18 protein-coding genes are annotated in these 16357 nt (G+C 72.4%); 4 read left to right on the forward strand and 14 right to left on the reverse strand.

All coding sequences use genetic code 11. The annotated features are described in order from the left end of the window. Positions 1–24 precede the first annotated feature (24 nt). Positions 25–1479, forward strand: a complete 1455-nt coding sequence (locus LQ327_RS04760) for a hypothetical protein (RefSeq protein WP_230730373.1) — start codon at positions 25–27, stop codon at positions 1477–1479. On the opposite strand, the gene LQ327_RS04765 is transcribed toward LQ327_RS04760, so the two are convergent. The 9 genes from LQ327_RS04765 to LQ327_RS04805 form a co-directional block, all read right to left on the reverse strand. Beyond that, positions 1480–1875: a trypco2 family protein gene (locus LQ327_RS04765; RefSeq protein ID WP_230730374.1), complete on the reverse strand. Its 396-nt coding sequence runs from the start codon at positions 1873–1875 to the stop codon at positions 1480–1482. It abuts the gene before it with no gap. 52 nt (positions 1876–1927) lie between these two features. Continuing rightward, positions 1928–2728, reverse strand: a complete 801-nt coding sequence (locus tag LQ327_RS04770; protein WP_230730375.1) for a pentapeptide repeat-containing protein — start codon at positions 2726–2728, stop codon at positions 1928–1930. Positions 2729–2739: 11 nt separating this feature from the next. Then, positions 2740–3306 (reverse strand): 2'-5' RNA ligase family protein, encoded by a 567-nt coding sequence (locus LQ327_RS04775; protein WP_230730376.1) that lies wholly within the window; start codon positions 3304–3306, stop codon positions 2740–2742. 100 nt (positions 3307–3406) lie between these two features. Next, entirely contained in the window at positions 3407–3853 is a 447-nt protein-coding gene (locus LQ327_RS04780; RefSeq protein ID WP_230730377.1) for a MerR family DNA-binding protein, read from the reverse strand. Between the two features lie 117 nt (positions 3854–3970). Further along, positions 3971–4249 (reverse strand): hypothetical protein, encoded by a 279-nt coding sequence (locus LQ327_RS04785; RefSeq protein ID WP_230730378.1) that lies wholly within the window; start codon positions 4247–4249, stop codon positions 3971–3973. Between the two features lie 43 nt (positions 4250–4292). Continuing rightward, positions 4293–4688: a DUF2568 domain-containing protein gene (locus tag LQ327_RS04790; RefSeq protein ID WP_230730379.1), complete on the reverse strand. Its 396-nt coding sequence runs from the start codon at positions 4686–4688 to the stop codon at positions 4293–4295. Between the two features lie 352 nt (positions 4689–5040). Beyond that, positions 5041–6015, reverse strand: coding sequence for a DUF4190 domain-containing protein (locus LQ327_RS04795; protein ID WP_230730380.1), 975 nt, complete (start codon positions 6013–6015; stop codon positions 5041–5043). 140 nt (positions 6016–6155) lie between these two features. Then, positions 6156–6587 (reverse strand): cupin domain-containing protein, encoded by a 432-nt coding sequence (locus LQ327_RS04800; RefSeq protein ID WP_230730381.1) that lies wholly within the window; start codon positions 6585–6587, stop codon positions 6156–6158. A 42-nt stretch (positions 6588–6629) separates the two neighbouring features. Further along, the gene (locus LQ327_RS04805) at positions 6630–7100 is read right to left on the reverse strand and encodes an HIT family protein (RefSeq protein WP_230730382.1); all 471 of its coding nucleotides are present in this window, start codon (positions 7098–7100) and stop codon (positions 6630–6632) included. Positions 7101–7168: 68 nt separating this feature from the next. Here LQ327_RS04805 and LQ327_RS04810 point away from each other — a divergent pair, with 68 nt between their 5' ends. Beyond that, complete coding sequence (locus LQ327_RS04810) at positions 7169–7909, forward strand: class I SAM-dependent methyltransferase (RefSeq protein WP_230730383.1); 741 nt, start codon at positions 7169–7171, stop codon at positions 7907–7909. Between the two features lie 115 nt (positions 7910–8024). Continuing rightward, on the forward strand, positions 8025–9674 hold the full coding sequence (gene qcrB, locus LQ327_RS04815) for a cytochrome bc1 complex cytochrome b subunit (protein ID WP_372460602.1): 1650 nt from the start codon (positions 8025–8027) through the stop codon (positions 9672–9674). A gap of 16 nt (positions 9675–9690) precedes the next feature. On the opposite strand, the gene LQ327_RS04820 is transcribed toward qcrB, so the two are convergent. From LQ327_RS04820 to mshA, 4 genes are all read right to left on the reverse strand, one after another. Continuing rightward, entirely contained in the window at positions 9691–10554 is an 864-nt protein-coding gene (locus tag LQ327_RS04820) for a class I SAM-dependent methyltransferase (RefSeq protein ID WP_230730384.1), read from the reverse strand. A 28-nt stretch (positions 10555–10582) separates the two neighbouring features. Then, positions 10583–12169 carry an AMP-binding protein gene (locus LQ327_RS04825; RefSeq protein ID WP_230730385.1) on the reverse strand — a complete coding sequence of 529 codons (1587 nt, stop codon included), beginning with the start codon at positions 12167–12169 and terminating at the stop codon, positions 10583–10585. A 135-nt stretch (positions 12170–12304) separates the two neighbouring features. Beyond that, positions 12305–12808 (reverse strand): type III secretion system chaperone family protein, encoded by a 504-nt coding sequence (locus LQ327_RS04830; protein ID WP_230730386.1) that lies wholly within the window; start codon positions 12806–12808, stop codon positions 12305–12307. Then, positions 12805–14079: a D-inositol-3-phosphate glycosyltransferase gene (mshA, locus tag LQ327_RS04835; protein WP_230730387.1), complete on the reverse strand. Its 1275-nt coding sequence runs from the start codon at positions 14077–14079 to the stop codon at positions 12805–12807. Before mshA ends, LQ327_RS04830 begins: the two co-directional genes overlap by 4 nt. 190 nt (positions 14080–14269) lie before the next feature. Between mshA and LQ327_RS04840 the strand changes: the two genes are divergently transcribed. Beyond that, on the forward strand, positions 14270–15031 hold the full coding sequence (locus tag LQ327_RS04840) for an SDR family NAD(P)-dependent oxidoreductase (protein WP_230730388.1): 762 nt from the start codon (positions 14270–14272) through the stop codon (positions 15029–15031). A gap of 70 nt (positions 15032–15101) precedes the next feature. Here the strand turns inward: LQ327_RS04840 and LQ327_RS04845 are convergent, their stop codons facing one another. Beyond that, on the reverse strand, positions 15102–16271 hold the full coding sequence (locus LQ327_RS04845) for a L,D-transpeptidase (RefSeq protein ID WP_230730389.1): 1170 nt from the start codon (positions 16269–16271) through the stop codon (positions 15102–15104). Positions 16272–16357 lie beyond the last annotated feature (86 nt).

The following is a 16357-nucleotide window of genomic DNA, read 5'->3' on the forward strand; positions in this document are numbered from 1 at the left end:
GGGGTCCGTGATAGTGCTTCACGGGTGACCGACTGGCCGTTCCTCGCGTGGTCCCCGGACGACGCGGCGGCGGCGGTCTACGACGTCACCGTCGACGGGGCGTGGGAGCAGCTCGTCGACTTCTACGCCGGCGGCTCCCCGTGCGCGCCGCTGGAACGGATCGTCGCCCTGGCCCGAGAGCACGGCGTGCGGTCCCTGGTCGTCGAGCAGCGCCACCTCGACCCGGACTGGCGCAGCGAGCACGCCGCGTTCCACGGCCGGCTCTTCCGCCGGCACCCGACGGTGACCCACCGCTGGCACCTGTTCACCGACGACGTCGACCCGGAGGACCTCACCCGGCTCGACCCGGTCGCCTACCGCGGCTACGCGGTGATGCGCCCGCTGCCGGCGACGCCGGTCGGGCGCACGATGATCACCCCGCCGCCCGGGCTCGACGGCGGGGTCCGCTGCGAGGCCACCGAGCGGGTCTCCCTGTTCGGGACGCCGCTGACGGTCCGCGCGATGCCGTTCCTGTCGCAGGACGCCGAGTACCTGCGCTGTGCCCACGCGACGCTCTGGATGGTGCTGCGCCACGCCCACCTCGCGCACGGGATCCCGCGCCGGCTCACCGCCGCGGTGCACGACGCGGCGCTGGGCGGGGTGATCGTCGGGCGCCAGGTGCCCAGCGAGGGACTGTCGGTGCAGCAGATGATGGCGGGCGCGACGCGGCTCGGGCTCTCCCCCGGGCTCGTGCACCTCCCGCAGACCCGGGCCGAGGACGGCGACGCCGGGATGCTGACACTGCACGGCATCCTCTCCCGCTACGTGAACAGCCAGGCGCCGCCGATCGTGATCTCGCGGGCGCACGCGTGGGTCGTGGTCGGGTACCGGCGGGTCTCGCCGGAGTCCGGTGCCGGGGTGCGGCTGTGGCGGCACGACGACGCGCGCGGCCCCTATCTCGAGGTCGCCGACCCGTTCGACGAGCTCGACGAGGCGCACCGCCCCTGGCAGGCCGCGATCCTGCCGCTGCTGCCCGACGTCTACGTCACCGCGGAGCGGGCCGAGGCCGCCGGCGAGCACTGGTTCGGCGGCTACCTGGGGCAGGCCGACCCCGACGAGCCGATCGCCCGGGCGGGCGCCGCCGGGGCGCTGACGTGGCGGACCTACGTGACCCGAGCCGACGAGTGGCTCGAACGGCTCCACGGCCGCGGCGTCGACCCGGAGCTCGCGCAGCTCTACCGGCTGACCCCGATGCCCGAGTACGTGTGGGTCGTCGAGGCGGTGGACCGGGCGGCGCGGGCCGCGGGCACACCCGACGTCGTGGGCGAGGCGATCCTCGACTCCACCGCGTCCACCCACCACGAGCCGCTGCTCTCCGGGCTGATCGCGCTGCACGGGGGGCGGCTCGCCCACCGCGTCGGGCCCGACCACGGCGAGCGGCGCGAGATCCATCTCGCCGAGCCGGGCCACTACCGAACGGGGCGCCGCGGCCGGGCCTAGTCAGCCCTCGGGATTGTCCGCGACCGCGCGCGGGATGACGCCGCGCGAGATGTCGGACCCCGCCACCGGCCCACCCGCCGTCGTCGGGCCGTTCTGCCCCGGAGCCGGCGCCAGCGGGCCGAGCGTGAGCGTGACCCGGTTGGTGGTCTTGCGGGCGCGGCTCCCGCCACCCGAGGCCGAGCCGGACAGCACGAACCACTTGGCGCCGACCTGGCCCTTCGCGTCGACGTGGCGGCTCACCTCGACCGAGAGCTCGATCTTGACCTCGCGCACCCCGAGCCCGGTGTTCTCGCCGTCGCTCGCGTGCTGGGCCTCGAGCAGGTCGTGCCGCAGCGCGGCGAGCACCTCGTCGAGTCCGAGCCCCGGCTGGTCGTCGTCGTCCCCCGTGTCCGCCATGCGCGCACGCTAACCGGGCCCACCGACGACGTGGAGCTGCTGACGTCGAGTGTCAGCCCCACGCCGACGGACGACGCACCCGCTCGGGCAACGTCGTCGTCGCGTCCCCCCGCGCGGCGGCCACCTGCGGGCCGGTGAGGAACAGCGTCCGATCGAGCCCGGTACCCCGCAGATCCGCGCCGCGCAGGTCCGCCCCGAGCAGCTCGGCCCGCCCGAGGTCGACCCCGCGCAGGTCGGCGCCCATGAGCAGCGCGCCGCGCAGCGTCGTCCCGGCCAGCGCCCGCTTCGACGCCCGCCCGCTGCGCAGATCCCGCCCGACGAGGTCCGCCCGCGCATGACCCGGACCCGACGACCCGCGCACCGCCTCGCTCACCCGCGCGAGCAGCTCGCCGACCTCGCCGCGCACCGCCCCGACCTCGACACCGTCCAGTGAGCCCTCCGCCAGCCCGGCCACCCGGGACGCCGCGGCCGCCACCTCGTCGCGCAGCCCGGCCGGCGCCTGCGCGACCAGCGGTTCCGTCAGGTACCAGAGGATCTCGTGCAACGGGCGAAGCACGGCGAACGCGTCGAACGCCTCCCGCGCCGGGCCGGGACCGTCGCGCCAGTCCGCGGTGACCCGCTGCCCGGCCCCGAAGCAGTCGAACGCCACGCAGCCCGGGAAGCCGCGGTCGGTCAGCTCGGCGTGGATCGTGCAGGGCGCGTCGGACCGCCCGGGCGCGGAGACCAGCAGGTTCGGGCACGGTGTCTCGGCCGGCTTGTCGAGCGCGAAGTCGGCCGAGCGCGCGAACGCGGGCGCGACGCAGCACAGCCCGGAGCAGCGCCCGCAGTCGGCCTCGAGCTCCAGCGATTCCATCACGTCCGACGCTAGGCGATCCCCGCGAGCGGCAGCTCCGCCACCACCCGCCACGAGTCCGGCGCCCGGGCCCCGGCCAGCAGGTGCAGCCGGTCCACGGCCGCCTCCACCGGCAACGACGGCCGCAGCTCCGCCTCCGCCGCCCGCAGGGCCTCGAGCGAGGCGTGGCTGCCGTAACCGACCGTCAGGTGCGGGTGCGGCTCGTGCTCGCCGCCGTAGGGGACCTGCTCGGGGAACGACCGCCACACGCGGCGGGTCAGCTCCGCGAACGGGTCGGCGGGGGTCGGGGCGAGCCACAGGAGGTCCTCGCCGAACCACCCGGTCCCGGTGAACCGGCACGCGAACGGCGCCACCGGCGACACCGCCGCCCGCAGGGTGGCCACGGTCGTCGTCGTGACCTCCGCCGGAGGCACGAAGGGATAGAGCACCGTGACGTGGGCCGGCACGCCGGCCGCCGTCGTGGGGTCGAGTGCACGACGGTGCTTCCCGACGGCGGGTTCGGCCGCCGGTATCAGGGCGAGCACCGCGGTCTCGGTCGCCGACGGGTCGATCACCGCACCATCGTCGTCGAGGAGCACGTCCCGCGTCCCGGGGCCCTCGGGACACGGTTCGACCGACCTCAGCAGCAGCCGCAGGCGCTGCAGTCACAGGTCGGGTCCCCGCAGCAGGGACAGGCCGTCAGATCGAGCATGCGTCACACCTCCCCCCGGTCACTCGGTGGTCGGGCGGGCACCAGGTGCCGGGGGACGGGTCCGGGCACGTCGCGCTCGGCAACTGGTCGGCCATGGCCACGAGGTCGGCACGCAGCCGCGTGAGCCGCGCCAGCTCGGTGTCGATCTCGGCGATGCGCCCGCGCAGCAGGGGCGCCGCCGGCTCACACGGGCACGCTCCGGTGTCGCGGACGGCGAGGAGGTCGGCGATGTCGGCCAGCCGGAGGCCGAGCCGCTGGGCGCCGCGGATGAAGCGCAACCGGTCGAGGGCGGGCTCGCCGTAGCGGCGGTGCTCGCCGGTGGTGCGCTCGGGCGTCGGCATCAGCCCGACGCGCTCGTAGTAGCGCACGGTGTCGGGCCGCAACCCGGCCTCGCGTGCGAGCCCGGAGATCGTCAGCGTCGCGCTCTCGCCCATGACGCCGACGTTAGGACCTGGAGTCGGGTCCAGGGTCAAGTCAGCGATGGCCATCGCTGACATCGGACGTCAGAACGGCGCCACCCACCCGTCGAGGATGGGCGGACGCCGTCGTGGCTACTCGGCCGCGGCACCGACCTCGATGTTGCGGTGCGCCGCGATCACCGAGGCCAACGCCTGCGAGTTCTGGGCGACCGTGTCGTTGCGCTTTCCGGACACCCGCTCGACGGCCCCGTCGAGGAGCTCGGCGACCCGGGCGAGGTCGTAGAGCACGCCGGCCGCCCAGTCCTGGGGGTCGGCATCTGCGGGGCAGAGATCCTGTCCATGCTGGTTGAGCTGCAGGAGCGCATCGACGGCGCCGTGGACGGGCGAGGGGCTGGTTTCGTCACTCGACATCCCGAACACTTGTACGGGATCGAACTACCTCACGCGAGACCGCTCACCGATCGCGGAGCGGTCTGCGCTCCGTGGCCAGGCCGTCTCCGCGCAGCGGACGTCGCCGGACCTCGGCCGCGACCACCACCGCCTCGGTCACCACGAGGAACACGATCGCGAGGTACAGGGGGCCCGCCCACGCCAGCAGGGCGGCACCGATCGCGAAGAGGACCACCTTGAGGACGAGGCCGGGACGCGGCGGCAGCCGCCGGCGCGCCCGGGGCGCGAGCCACCGTCCCCACACCGCGACGAACACGCCCACCAGGACGACGACGAGGACGACCCGCCCGATCACCGAGTCCGGCAGCGCGATCCCGACGTGGACCAGCGCGGCGAGCATCGCGAGCTCGGCGAGGAACACCCCGATCTCCAGGGCACCGGGGGACTCCGCGCTGGTCATGGCCGAGACGTTAGCGACGGACAGGGCCGCGGAGGGGGTGGTGACTCCGCCGACCCCAAGGGGGCGGAGATCGACGGAGCCACCGGTGATCAGCCACGGGGCGGCGGCCGATCTCGGGGCGCGTGCAGGGGGCCGCACACGCCCACGGGAGGACGGTCCCGCGTCGCCACCCTCTACGTCAACGCAGCAAAGTGGTCGCTTTCTGGACACGATCGGCTCACTGTGCGGCGCCGTCCCACTGCTGATGGTCGTCACACAGATCCACTGGGCGACAAGAGCGGTGCCGAGCCGGGCCGGAATGACGACACCCCGCCGACCCGGAGGACGGCGGGGTGTCGTGTGGTCGGTCGGGCTACTTGGTGCAGGTCACCGAGGCGCTCGGGCCGGAGGCCGAGTTCGTCGCGACCTGGACGCCGTCCTCGACGATCGTGCAGGTGATCGTGTCGGAGCGGTTCATGTGGCCGGCGTCCGGGCTGAGCGAGGCGGTCACCGTCGCGCCCATGAAGCCCGAGACCTGGGCGTTCGCGCTCCACGGCGAACCGGCGCCGGTGACGCTCGCCGAGGCGAGGTTGTTGTCGCGGGACTGGCTGTAGGTGGCCGCGATCCGGGTGCCCTTCGCGGTGGTGACCTTGTAGGTCACGTTGTGGACGGCCGCGCTCTGCTGCTGGGCGGTGGTGACGCCGCTGGCGACGGCACTGAAGACCGCCACGTAGAGGATGCACATGATCAGGGCCACGACGCTCAGCACGACGCCGGCGATCGAGGCGCCGCGACCCTGCCGCGCGCGCCGGGACTTCACGAGGCCGATCACCGACAGCACCAGGGCGATCGGCGCGAGACCCCAGGCGACCATCCCGACGATCGGGATGAACGACAGCACCGCGGCGATGATCCCGACGACGAGGCCGGCCGTCGCGAGCCCGTTGGAGCGGGGCGGCTCGGGGTTCGACGGCTGCGGCGGGACGGCCATCGGCTGCGGCGTCGCGTAGTTCTGCGGGTGGCGCACGAACTGCGGGGCGGCGACGTTCTGCTGCGCCCCGAAGTCCTGCTGCGCACCGTGGCGCTGCTGCGGGACGCCGTAGTGCGCAGGCGTGCCGTAGTGCGCAGGCGTGCCGTAGTGCTGCTGACCGGCGACGTTCTGCGGCGCTCCGAACGTCTGGAAGCTCGGCCCGTACTGCCCGGTGCCGTACTGCTGCGGGATCCCGTAGCCGGCGGGAGGCGTTCCGTATCCGCTCGACATCGGCTGGCCGGAGCCGTTCGCGGCGACACCCGCACGCTCGTCGACGTCGTTGCGACGGTGCCGCGGCCGGTCGATGTTCTGCGTCATTACCGTGATCCCCCGATCTCGTACGTGCTCGTCACGCCGATCTCGCGCCGGGGGATGCGGTCGTTACCGCCGCGTGGTCCGGCCTCCCGGGAATCACCCTCCCGAGCGACATGGCCGGTCGGTCGCGGGCCGCCGTCGGGTCAGAGCACGATCTCGCTGTCGTGACGCCGGTAGATCTCGGCGAGGCGCTCGGGGTCGGGCGGTCCGGAGGCCGGCAGCGCCGCACCGATCTCCGCCATGAAGCTCATCGCGCTCGCCGGGCTCCACACCCCGATGACCCGGGCCGGCTCGTCGTGCGGGTTCGCGAACGTGTGGCGGACCCCGCGGGACGCGAGGATGAGGCCGCCGACCGGGACCGGCTCGGGTTCCCCACGGTCCTTGACCATCGTCAGCGCCCCGCTGAGCACGTAGAGGGACTCGTCGAACCCGTGATGGATGTGCGGGGGCGGTCCGGCGAAGTGGGCCGGCACGGTCAGCTCGCAGAAGGCGATGCCCTCGCTCTCGCCGAGAACGCGGATGATCTCCCCGGCGTAGGGGATCCGGCGAGTCGCCTCCCCCTCGTGCGCGCTCACGTGGTTCAGCCTTGTCGGAGTGTCAAGACCGTGCCCTCGGCTCTAGGCCGTCGCGGCCCCGTCCAGCACGGCGAAGCGCTCCCGGGCCTGGGCGGCGAACGTCGTGACCTGCTCGGGGTCGGGGGACTCGCCGGCGGCGAACATCGCCGTCTGCAGCTCCGGGCCGGAGGCGTCGAAGCGGGTGACCTGCTCCCGGGTCACGGGCTGGACCACGTAGTGCACGTGGCCGGGACGACCCCCGGCGTGGGACCACAGGCAGTTGTAGACCTGCTCGGCCCCGGTCAGTTCGCGCACGACCGTGGAGGTCCCGATGAGCAGGGGTCCGAGCTCGACGGCCTCGTCCTCGGTCAGTTCGTCGACGCCGGTGACGTGACGGATCGGCTTCACGATCAGGCTGCCGACGCCGAGCGGCCCGACGCAGTGCTCGACGACCCAGCTCCGCGACCGGTAGATCGTCCCGCCCGGCAGCGGCACGTCCCCGGTCGACAGATCACAGGCGATGCACGACTCCATCGATCGAGGGTCGCAACGGCGGCAAGATCATCGACCTCGGGCGTGTCCGCCGGTGACACGATCACCCCGTGAGCGCCGACCGGACCACCCACACCGCCGACGACCTGCTCACCCTCCTCGACACGGTGTTCGCCGGCGACCGGGACCGGACGGGCGCCGCGGCCGCGCCGTGGTGGGACCTCTTCTACGCCGACCCCGACCGACCGGCGCCGTTCCTGACCAGTGCTCCGGACGGGAGCCTCGTCGACTGGCTCGAGCACGGCCCGGTCCCCGGCGGTGGCCACGCCCTGGACCTCGGCTGCGGGATCGGGCGGAACGCGGTCCACCTGGCCCGGCAGGGCTTCACCGTCGTCGCCGTCGACCTCTCGCCCGTCGCCATCACGCGGACCCGGGACCTCGCCGCGCGGGCCGGGGTCACGGTCGATGCCCGCGCGGTCGACGTCTTCAGCGCCGCACCCGGCCTCGGCCGGGGCTACGACCTCGTCCACGACAGCGGCCTGTTCCACCACCTGCCGCCTCATCGGCGGCTCAGCCACCTCGCGCTGCTCGACGAGGTCCTCGCTCCCGGCGGCTACCTCAGCCTCACCTGCTTCGGGGCGGCCCCGGCGGCCTCCGAGGTCCCCGACGCCGAGCTCTACCGGAGCGGCGATCTCGGCGGGGGCCTCTCCTATCCCGCCGACGCCCTGCGCACGATCTTCGGACACCTCGACGAGATCGATTTGCGGCCGATGCGCGACGAGCCACCCGATTCCGGACGCTTCGGTGAGCCTTTCCTCTGGGCGGCCCTGTTCCGTCGCCCGCAGAACTGAGCTCGACCACCACCCCGACAGATCGAGAGCGCTCCGCTGCGAGATCGTTCAAACACCCTCCTCACACGCCCAGGATCACCGTAATCTGGGGCAGTAGGTTCGGGGAGCGCAGATCATGAGTGGTATCACGGCACCGAGGCGCCGCGGCAGTACGGCAATGAGGATCGTCGGGACGGCCGCGGACGAGATCGACAGCCGCGTCCATCCGGCGGGACCGATCAGGCGGCAGATCAACAAGGTCTTCCCCACGCACTGGTCGTTCATGTTGGGCGAGATCGCGCTCTACAGCTTCATCGTGCTGCTGCTGACGGGCACCTGGCTGGCGATCTTCTACGACCCCTCGATGGCCGAGACGACCTACGAGGGCTCCTACGCCGGTCTGCGCGGCGTGATCATGTCGCAGGCCTATCTGTCCACGGTCGACATCTCGATCGACGTGCGCGGTGGCCTGTTCATCCGGCAACTGCACCACTGGGCCGCGCTGCTCTTCGTCGCCGCGATGATCGCCCACATGATGCGGACGTTCTTCACCGGAGCGTTCCGCCGGCCGCGGGAAACCAACTGGGTGCTCGGCGTCGTGCTGCTGCTCAGCGGCATGATCGAGGGCTTCGTCGGCTACTCGCTGCCCGACGACCTGCTCTCCGGCACCGGACTGCGCACCGGGATGTCGGCGATCGTCATGTCGATCCCGGTGGTCGGGACGTGGGTGCAATGGGCGATCTTCGGCGGCGAGTTCCCGGGGACGATCATCATTCCGCGGCTCTACATCGTCCACGTGTTCCTGCTGCCGGGAATCATCCTGGCGGTGATCGCCGTGCACGTCGGACTGGTCTGGTTCCAGAAGCACACACAGTTCCCCGGGCCCGGCCGCACCGAGCGTAACGTCGTCGGGGTCCGCATCCTGCCGACGTTCGCGAGCAAGGGCGGCGGTTTCATGGTCGTCGTGGTCGGCGTTCTGGCGATCATGTCCGGCGTGTTCCAGATCAACCCGATCTGGAAGCTCGGCCCCTACGACCCGACCCAGGTCTCCGCCGGTTCCCAGCCCGACTTCTACATGGCGGTCTTCGACGGGGCGGTCCGATTGTGGCCCTCGTGGGAGATGTACCTGTTCGGGCGGTACACCATTCCGGCGATCTTCTTCCCCGCCGTGCTCGGCATGGGAATCCTGATGACGCTGTTGATCGCCTACCCGCTCATCGAGCGCAAGCTGACCGGCGACAAGGCGCACCACAACCTGCTGCAGCGCCCGCGCGACGCCCCGGTGCGGACCGCCACCGGGATGATGGCCCTGGTCTTCTACTTCTGGCTGGTCGTGGCCTGCGGGAACGACATCATCGCCTACACGTTCGACATCTCGCTCAACGCGATGACGTGGATCGGGCGTATCGGCCTGCTCGTCCTGCCACCGCTCTTCTACTTCGCGACCTACCGGATCTGCCTGGGCCTGCAGCGCTCCGATCGCGAGGTGCTCGAGCACGGCATCGAGACCGGCATGATCAAGCGCCTGCCGCAGGGCGAGTTCATCGAGGTGCACCAGCCCCTGGGCGACGTCGACGAGCACGGCCATGCCGTCCCGCTGGACTACCAGGGCGCGAAGGTGCCCAAGAAGATGAACGACCTCGGCTACGCGGGGCACCCGATGAGGGGCGGCTGGTTCCGCCCCGACCCGGCGGTGGAGCAGGAAGAGATCCACGGCGGCCCGGGCGCCGACCGCGAGCTCGCGGGCCGGCCCGACGCCGGACGTCCGCAGGACCCGCGCACATAGGCCACCGCCGTCGGGCTCAATGGCGCGCTCGCGCGATCCGGTAGAACGCCGGGACCGCGCGCGGGTCCAGTCCGTAGCGGATGAGTGCCTCGGTGGTGGAGATGTCCTCGAGCCAGCTCCAGCCGCGATCGTCCAGGTAGGCCGGGAGCTCGGCCGGCTCGAAGCCGAACACGAACGGCTCGCCGGCATCCGCGACCGAACGGACCCACGCGTCGGCGTGCGGGAACTGCACGGTGCCGTCGATCAGGCCGCGGTGGACGTAGGTGAAGGCGAGCTCGCTCGGCGTGCCGGTGGCGTCGTGGGCCCAGCGCACGGTCGCGTCGACGGCCTCGGGTGTGAGGTAGCTGGCCACGCCCTCCCAGAGCACGAAGGTCGGGCGGCCGGTCCGGAAGCCGGCTCGGTCCAGGGCCTCCGCCAGGTCGTCGTGGTCGAAGTCGACGGCGACGAAGTGCACGTGTGCCGGGAGCTGACCGAGCACCCGAGCGAGGACCCGGCGCTTCACGGCCTGGGTGTCGGGGTGGTCGACCTCGAACACGCGCACGTGCGCACACCCCGACAGCCGGTACGGCCGGCTGTCGTAGCCGGCCCCCAGGATCACGAGCTGTTCGATCCCGTCCGCCGCAGCCACGGCGTCGTCGAGAACCTTGGTCCGAGCGACGGCCGACGGGCGCGGGCCCGGGAACCGGCGGTCGATCACCCACGGCAGGACGCCGCGCAGGCCCGGCAACCGGGCGGCACCCGCGACCTGCGCCAGCGGCGAGCTCAGGAACGCGGCCGCCAGCGGGTCGGCGAAGAGCCGGCGCCCGGGAGGCCGACGGGTCTCCAGAGCGCGGAACAACGCCATGTACTCCGCCGTGCGGCTCTGCTCGCCCTCGCGCATGCCTCCAGCTTGCGCCTGGCGGCAATCGTCAGGCGGGCGCGTTCTCCCGGGCGCGGAGGTCCTTGCGCAGGATCTTCCCGGAGCCCGACTTCGGGATCTCGTCGATGAACTCCACGACCCGCACCTTCTTGTGCGGCGCGATCCGCGAGGCCACGAAGGACATGACGTCGTCCTCGGACAGCTGGGCGCCCTGCTGCTTCACGACGAACGCCTTCGGGATCTCCTCGCCGTCGGCGTCCTTGACCCCGATGACCGCCGCGTCCGCGATCGAGTCGTTGGTGAGCAGCAGCGCCTCGAGCTCGGCCGGCGGCACCTGGTAGCCCTTGTACTTGATGAGCTCCTTGACCCGGTCGACGATGTAGAAGACGCCCTCGTCGGTCACCGTCGCGACGTCACCGGTGTGCAGGAAGCCGTCGGAGTCCAGCGTCGAGGACGTGGCGTCGGCGTTGTTGAGGTACTCGCGCATGACGTTCGGGCCCTTGACCCACAGCTCGCCGCGCGGGCCCTCCTCGCCCGTCTCCGGGTCGACGAGCTTGCACTCGACATTCGGCAGCGCGACGCCGATCGAGGACAGGTCCATGTCGGGGCGGTCGTCGGGCATGCAGTGGCTGACGGGCGAGAGCTCGGTCATCCCGTAGCCCTGCAGCACGGTGCAGTTGAGCCGCTTGCCCATGGCGTGACCGAGTTCCGCGTCGAGAGCCGCGGCACCGGAGAAGACGATGTCCACGCAGTCGATGTCGTACTCCTCGACCATCGGGTGCTTCGCCAGCGCGACCGCGATCGGCGGCGCGACGTATACCCGGTCGATCCGGTACTCGGAGATGATCCGCAGGAACTCCGCGAGCTCGAACTTCGGCATCGTCACGACCGCCGCCCGCGCGTGGATGCCCTGATTCATCATGCAGGTCATGCCGTAGATGTGGAAGAACGGCAGCACGGCCAGGATCTTGGTGCCGCTCGAGACGTGGGTCCCCATCGTCTGCACCTGCAGCAGGTTCGCGATCAGGTTGCGGTGGGTCAGCACCACGCCCTTGGCCCGCCCGGTGGTCCCCGACGAGTAGGGCAGCGCCGCGACGTCGTCGCCGGTCACCGTCACCGACGGGCGCTCGGCCGTCGTCGTCAGGAGATCCGCGAGGGCGTTCTCGGGCAGCGGCGTCGAGGCCTCGTCGCGGGCGGCGTCGATGAGGATGATCTCCGAGACGACGACGCCCTCCTCCGCCACCGCGGCGCGGGCGCGGTCGAGGAACGCCGAGATCGTCACCAGGACCTTCGACCCGGAGTCGCGGAGCTGGAACGCGACCTCGTCGGGGGTGTACATCGCGTTGATCGTCGAGACGGCGACGCCGGCGGCGAGTCCGCCGTGGAAGACGACCGGGTAGTAGGCGTTGTTCGGCGCGAACAGCGCGATGACGTCGCCCTTGCCCAGCCCGCGCTCGCCCAGCGCGGCGGCGAAGCGGTCGACGCCGTGCGCCAGCTCGCCGAAGGTCATCTCGCGGCCGCTCGGCCCGTCGATCACGGCGACCGAGTCCGCGTGGTCCGAGACGTCGGAGAACAGGAACTCGGGCAGCCCGACGTCGGGGATGTCGATGTCGGCGTAGGGGCTGCGCACGGTCATGCGGTGTCTCCTCGGATGGGCCGGGGCGGGCGCGCCGGCCTATCGGGCCGTGCGCGTGATCACGCCAACGTACCCGTCCCGTACCCGCCGAGGCGTGCGGCGGAACCCGGCCCGCTCACCCGGACGGCGCAGCCGTCACCCTACGTCGGAATCGGACACCAGGTGCGCGAACGCCCGCAGGTTGGCCAGCGATTCGCCGCGCGACTCCCGCCAGGCCCACTCGCGCCGGATCGACGTCGCGAAGCCGAGCTCGATGAGGGTGTTGAAGTCGCCGTCGGCAGCCTCGAGGACCTGCCCGAGGACGCGGTCGAGCTCGTCGTCGTCGACCGCGTGCAGGCCGATCCGGCCGACCAGGTGGATGTCGCCCATGTCGTCGAGCGTGTAGTGGACGCCGTAGAGGCGGGCGTTGCGCTGCAGCAGCCAGCGGTAGACGCCCTCGTGGTTCTCGTCCGGGCGCCGGCAGACGAACGCCTCGACCAGCAGCGCGTGCGGGGTCAGCACCAGCCAGCAGTTGGTCTGCAGCTTCTTCGTCCCGGGCAGGGTGACGAAGAACGAGCCCTCGGCCCGGCGCTGGTAGCCGAGCTCGCGCTCGTCGAGGGCCGCGGCGATCACGCCGGCGAGACCGTCCAGGTCGCTCACACCGCCACCCCCCGCGGCGCCGAGCCCGCGCGCCGCGCCGTCACGGCCTCGGAATAGGTGGCCAGCAGCGCGTCGGCGGTGCGGTCCCAGGAGAAGACGGCGGCGTGCTCGACGGCGCCCGCGGCGAGCCGGCCGCGCAGCTCCCGGTCCAGGGCGGCGCGCTCCAGCGCGTCCGCCCAGGACCTCGCCGAGTGGTCGTCGACGAGCAGCCCCGAGCACCCGTCGGCGACGGCGACCGGCAGGCCTCCGACGGCGGCGGCGACGACGGGCGTGCCGCACGCCTGGGCCTCGAGCGCGACCAGGCCGAACGACTCGGAATGGCTGGGCACGGCGACGACGTCGGCGGCGCGGTAGACCTCGGCGAGCGCCTCGCCGGAGCGCGGGGGCAGGAAGCTCACGACGTCGGTGATCCCCAGGTCGCGCGCCATCTCGATGAGCACCCGCGGCTGCGCGAGCCCCGACCCGGACGGCCCGCCGACGACGAGGACCCGCAGCCGGGACCGCAGTTCGGGCCGGCGGGCGAGCATCTCCGCGGCCGCCCGCAGCAGGACGTCGGGTGCCTTGAGGGGCTGGATGCGCCCGACGAACGCGAGCACGACGTCGTCCTCGCCGATCGGGACCCCCGCCTCCCGGCCGAGCCGGGCGCGTGCTCCGTCGCGGTCGAGGTCGGGGGTGAAGGTCTGCAGGTCGACGCCGGGGGCGACGGTGCGCACGGTGTCCGGATCGGCGCCGTACTCGGCGACCAGCGCGTCCGCCTCGCCGGGCGTGGAAGCGACCAGCCGGTCGGCCTCGGCGACCACCTGTTCCTCGCCGACCAGGCGCCCCAGCGGCTCGGGCGCGTCGCCCTCGGCCAGCGAGGCGTTCTTGACCTTGGCCAGCGTGTGGGCGGTGTGGACCAGCGGGACGCCCCAGCGGTCGCGCAGCAGCCAGCCGACCTGGCCGGAGAGCCAGTAGTGGGAGTGCACGACGTCGAACCAGTCCGGTTCCTGGCCTGCCTCGTCGCGCAGCACCCCGGCGGTGAACGCGCACAGCTGGCTGGGCAGGTCCTCCTTGCCGAGCCCGCCGAACGGGCCGGCGACGACATGGCGGACCAGCACGCCGGGCGCGAGCTCGGCGACCGGTGGCAGGTCCGACGACGTCTGGCGCGTGAAGATCTCGACCTCGACGCCGCGCTTGGCCATCTCCAGCGCGGTCTGCACGACGTAGACGTTCATCCCGCCCGCGTCGCCGGTGCCGGGCTGGGCGAGCGGGGAGGTGTGCACCGAGATCACCGCGACCCGGCGTGGCGCCCGCCGGACCGGGGAGAGCGACCGGAGGGAGGATCCATCGCCGTCCGGCCGGCTCCTCCCCCGTGAAGAGGATGTTCCGTCCGTCGCCGCCCTCGCCGCCGGAATCACATCGACCAGCTTAGGGAACGCACGCGTCGGCGTCCGGGCGAACCTGGTTCTAGGGTGGCGCCCCGTGACCTCACCCACCACCGCCACGGACCGGCCGGTCGTCGTCGTGACCGGGGCCAGCTCCGGCATCGGCGCCGCCTCCGCCCGCGCTCTCGCGGCCGACGGCTGGCATCCCGTGCTCGGCGCCCGTCGCCTCGACCGCCTCCGCGAGATCGCCGACGAGACCGGCGGGACCGCGCTCCCCCTCGACGTCACCGACGCGGCCTCGGTCGAGACCTTCGTGGGCCGCGTCCGGGATCTCGGCAACGTCCGGGGCCTGGTCAACAACGCGGGCGGCGCCAAGGGCACCGAGACGGTGATGGACGCCGACGAGGAGCACTGGCGCTGGATGTGGGAGTCCAACGTCCTGGGCACGATGCGGATCACGAAGGGGCTGCTGCCCTCGCTCATCGCCTCCGGCGACGGCCACGTCGTCACGATCACCTCGATCGCCGGGCTCGAGACGTACGACGGCGGGTCCGGCTACACCTCCGCGAAGCACGCCGAGGGCGCGCTGCACCGGACGTTGCGCGGCGAGCTGCTCGGGCAGCCGGTGCGCCTCACCGAGATCGCGCCGGGCGCCGTCGAGACCGAGTTCTCGCTGGTCCGGTTCGGCGGCGACACCGAGCGGGCCGACAAGGTCTACGACGGCATCACCCCGCTGACCGCCGACGACGTGGCCGCGACGGTCGCCTTCGCCATGAGCCGACCGAGCCACGTCAACCTCGACACGATCGTCATGAAGCCGCGGGACCAGGCGAGCGGGATGCGGTTCTACCGCCAGTAGGTGCGCTTCGGGCTCGTGAGCACCAATTGACGCTCTGGCATCAATTAGTGCTCACAAGCCCGAAGGGCACCTAGAGGGCCGACTGCGCCTTCCACGTCGACCAGGGCACCGCCCAGTCGTAGATGTCGCCGTCGCGGGGCGAGAGCTGGATCGGGGTGCCGGTGACCTCGACCGGGTCGCCGTACATCGCCGAGTCGTAGTAGGTCTTGGCGTCGGGCAGCGACAGGTTGACGCAGCCGTGGGTGACGTTGCTCGTCCCCTGCGCGGCCGCCGACTTCGGATTCGCGTGGATGAACTCGCCGTTGTTGCTCATCCGCACCGCCCACTGCTCGACGACGTCGTAGTCGTACTGGCGGCTGACCATCCGCTTGTCGGTGAACTTCTCGGACACGACGTGGATGCCCGAGCGGGTGGTGCGGTTCGGGTCGGCGTCGATGCCGTAGGAGGCCGGGACGTCCATCACCGGCTTCCCGTCGCGGATCACGACCATCCGGAAGCTGTTCACGTCGGCCTTCACGATCTGCGAGCGCCCGATCGTGAAGTGCGAGCTGACGTCCTCGCGGCCGAACCCGCCGTCGCCGAGGTCGACCCCGAGCATGTCGGCCGTGACCGTGACCTTGGTGCCGGGGTCCCAGTACTCCTTCGGGCGCCAGTGCACCCGGGAACCGCCGTCCTGGTCGGGCAGCCACGCCCACGAGCCCTCGGTGGGCTTCGACGTGTCCACCTTCAGCGCCTTCTCGGCGGCGGCGCGGTCGCTGACGTGGCCGTCGAACTGGACCTCGACGGGGGCGGCGACCCCGACGGTGCGGCCGTCGCCGATGTTCAGCGTCGCCTCGATCTGCTTCTTCGGGACGATCGTGCGCAGGGTGCCGCCGAGCGGGTTCGTCCGGCCGTCGGCGGCCGTCGCGGTGCCGCTCCAGGTGTAGGTGGTCGCGAGCGCGAGCGGGCCCGACGCGGTCCAGCGCTTCCCGTCGGGCGAGAGCGTGCCGTCGACGGCCTTCCCGCCGCCCGTCGGCGTCAGCGCGACCCCGGCCAGCCGGCCGTCGGGCACCGACACCGACACGGGCGACCTGGGGGCCACGTCGGTGGCGTTCGCGGTCGGGGCGTACACGACGGGCACCGGTGCCGGCGGCGACGCCGCGTCCGCCGCTCCCGAGTCACCGCTCGAACAGGCCGACACCAGGGCCAGCACCGAGACGACGACGGGCAGCAGCACCCGACCCGCCCGCTCCGTCGTCATCACGCCGTCCCCGCTCCCCCAGCCCACGTGCCCCTGGATGACACAACGACGGCGACCCGAACCGCGTCACTGGTGTGAACCAGGTC

Origin of the sequence: Actinomycetospora endophytica (assembly GCF_021026375.1) — a bacterium.
Classification (GTDB): Bacteria; Actinomycetota; Actinomycetes; order Mycobacteriales; family Pseudonocardiaceae; genus Actinomycetospora; species Actinomycetospora endophytica.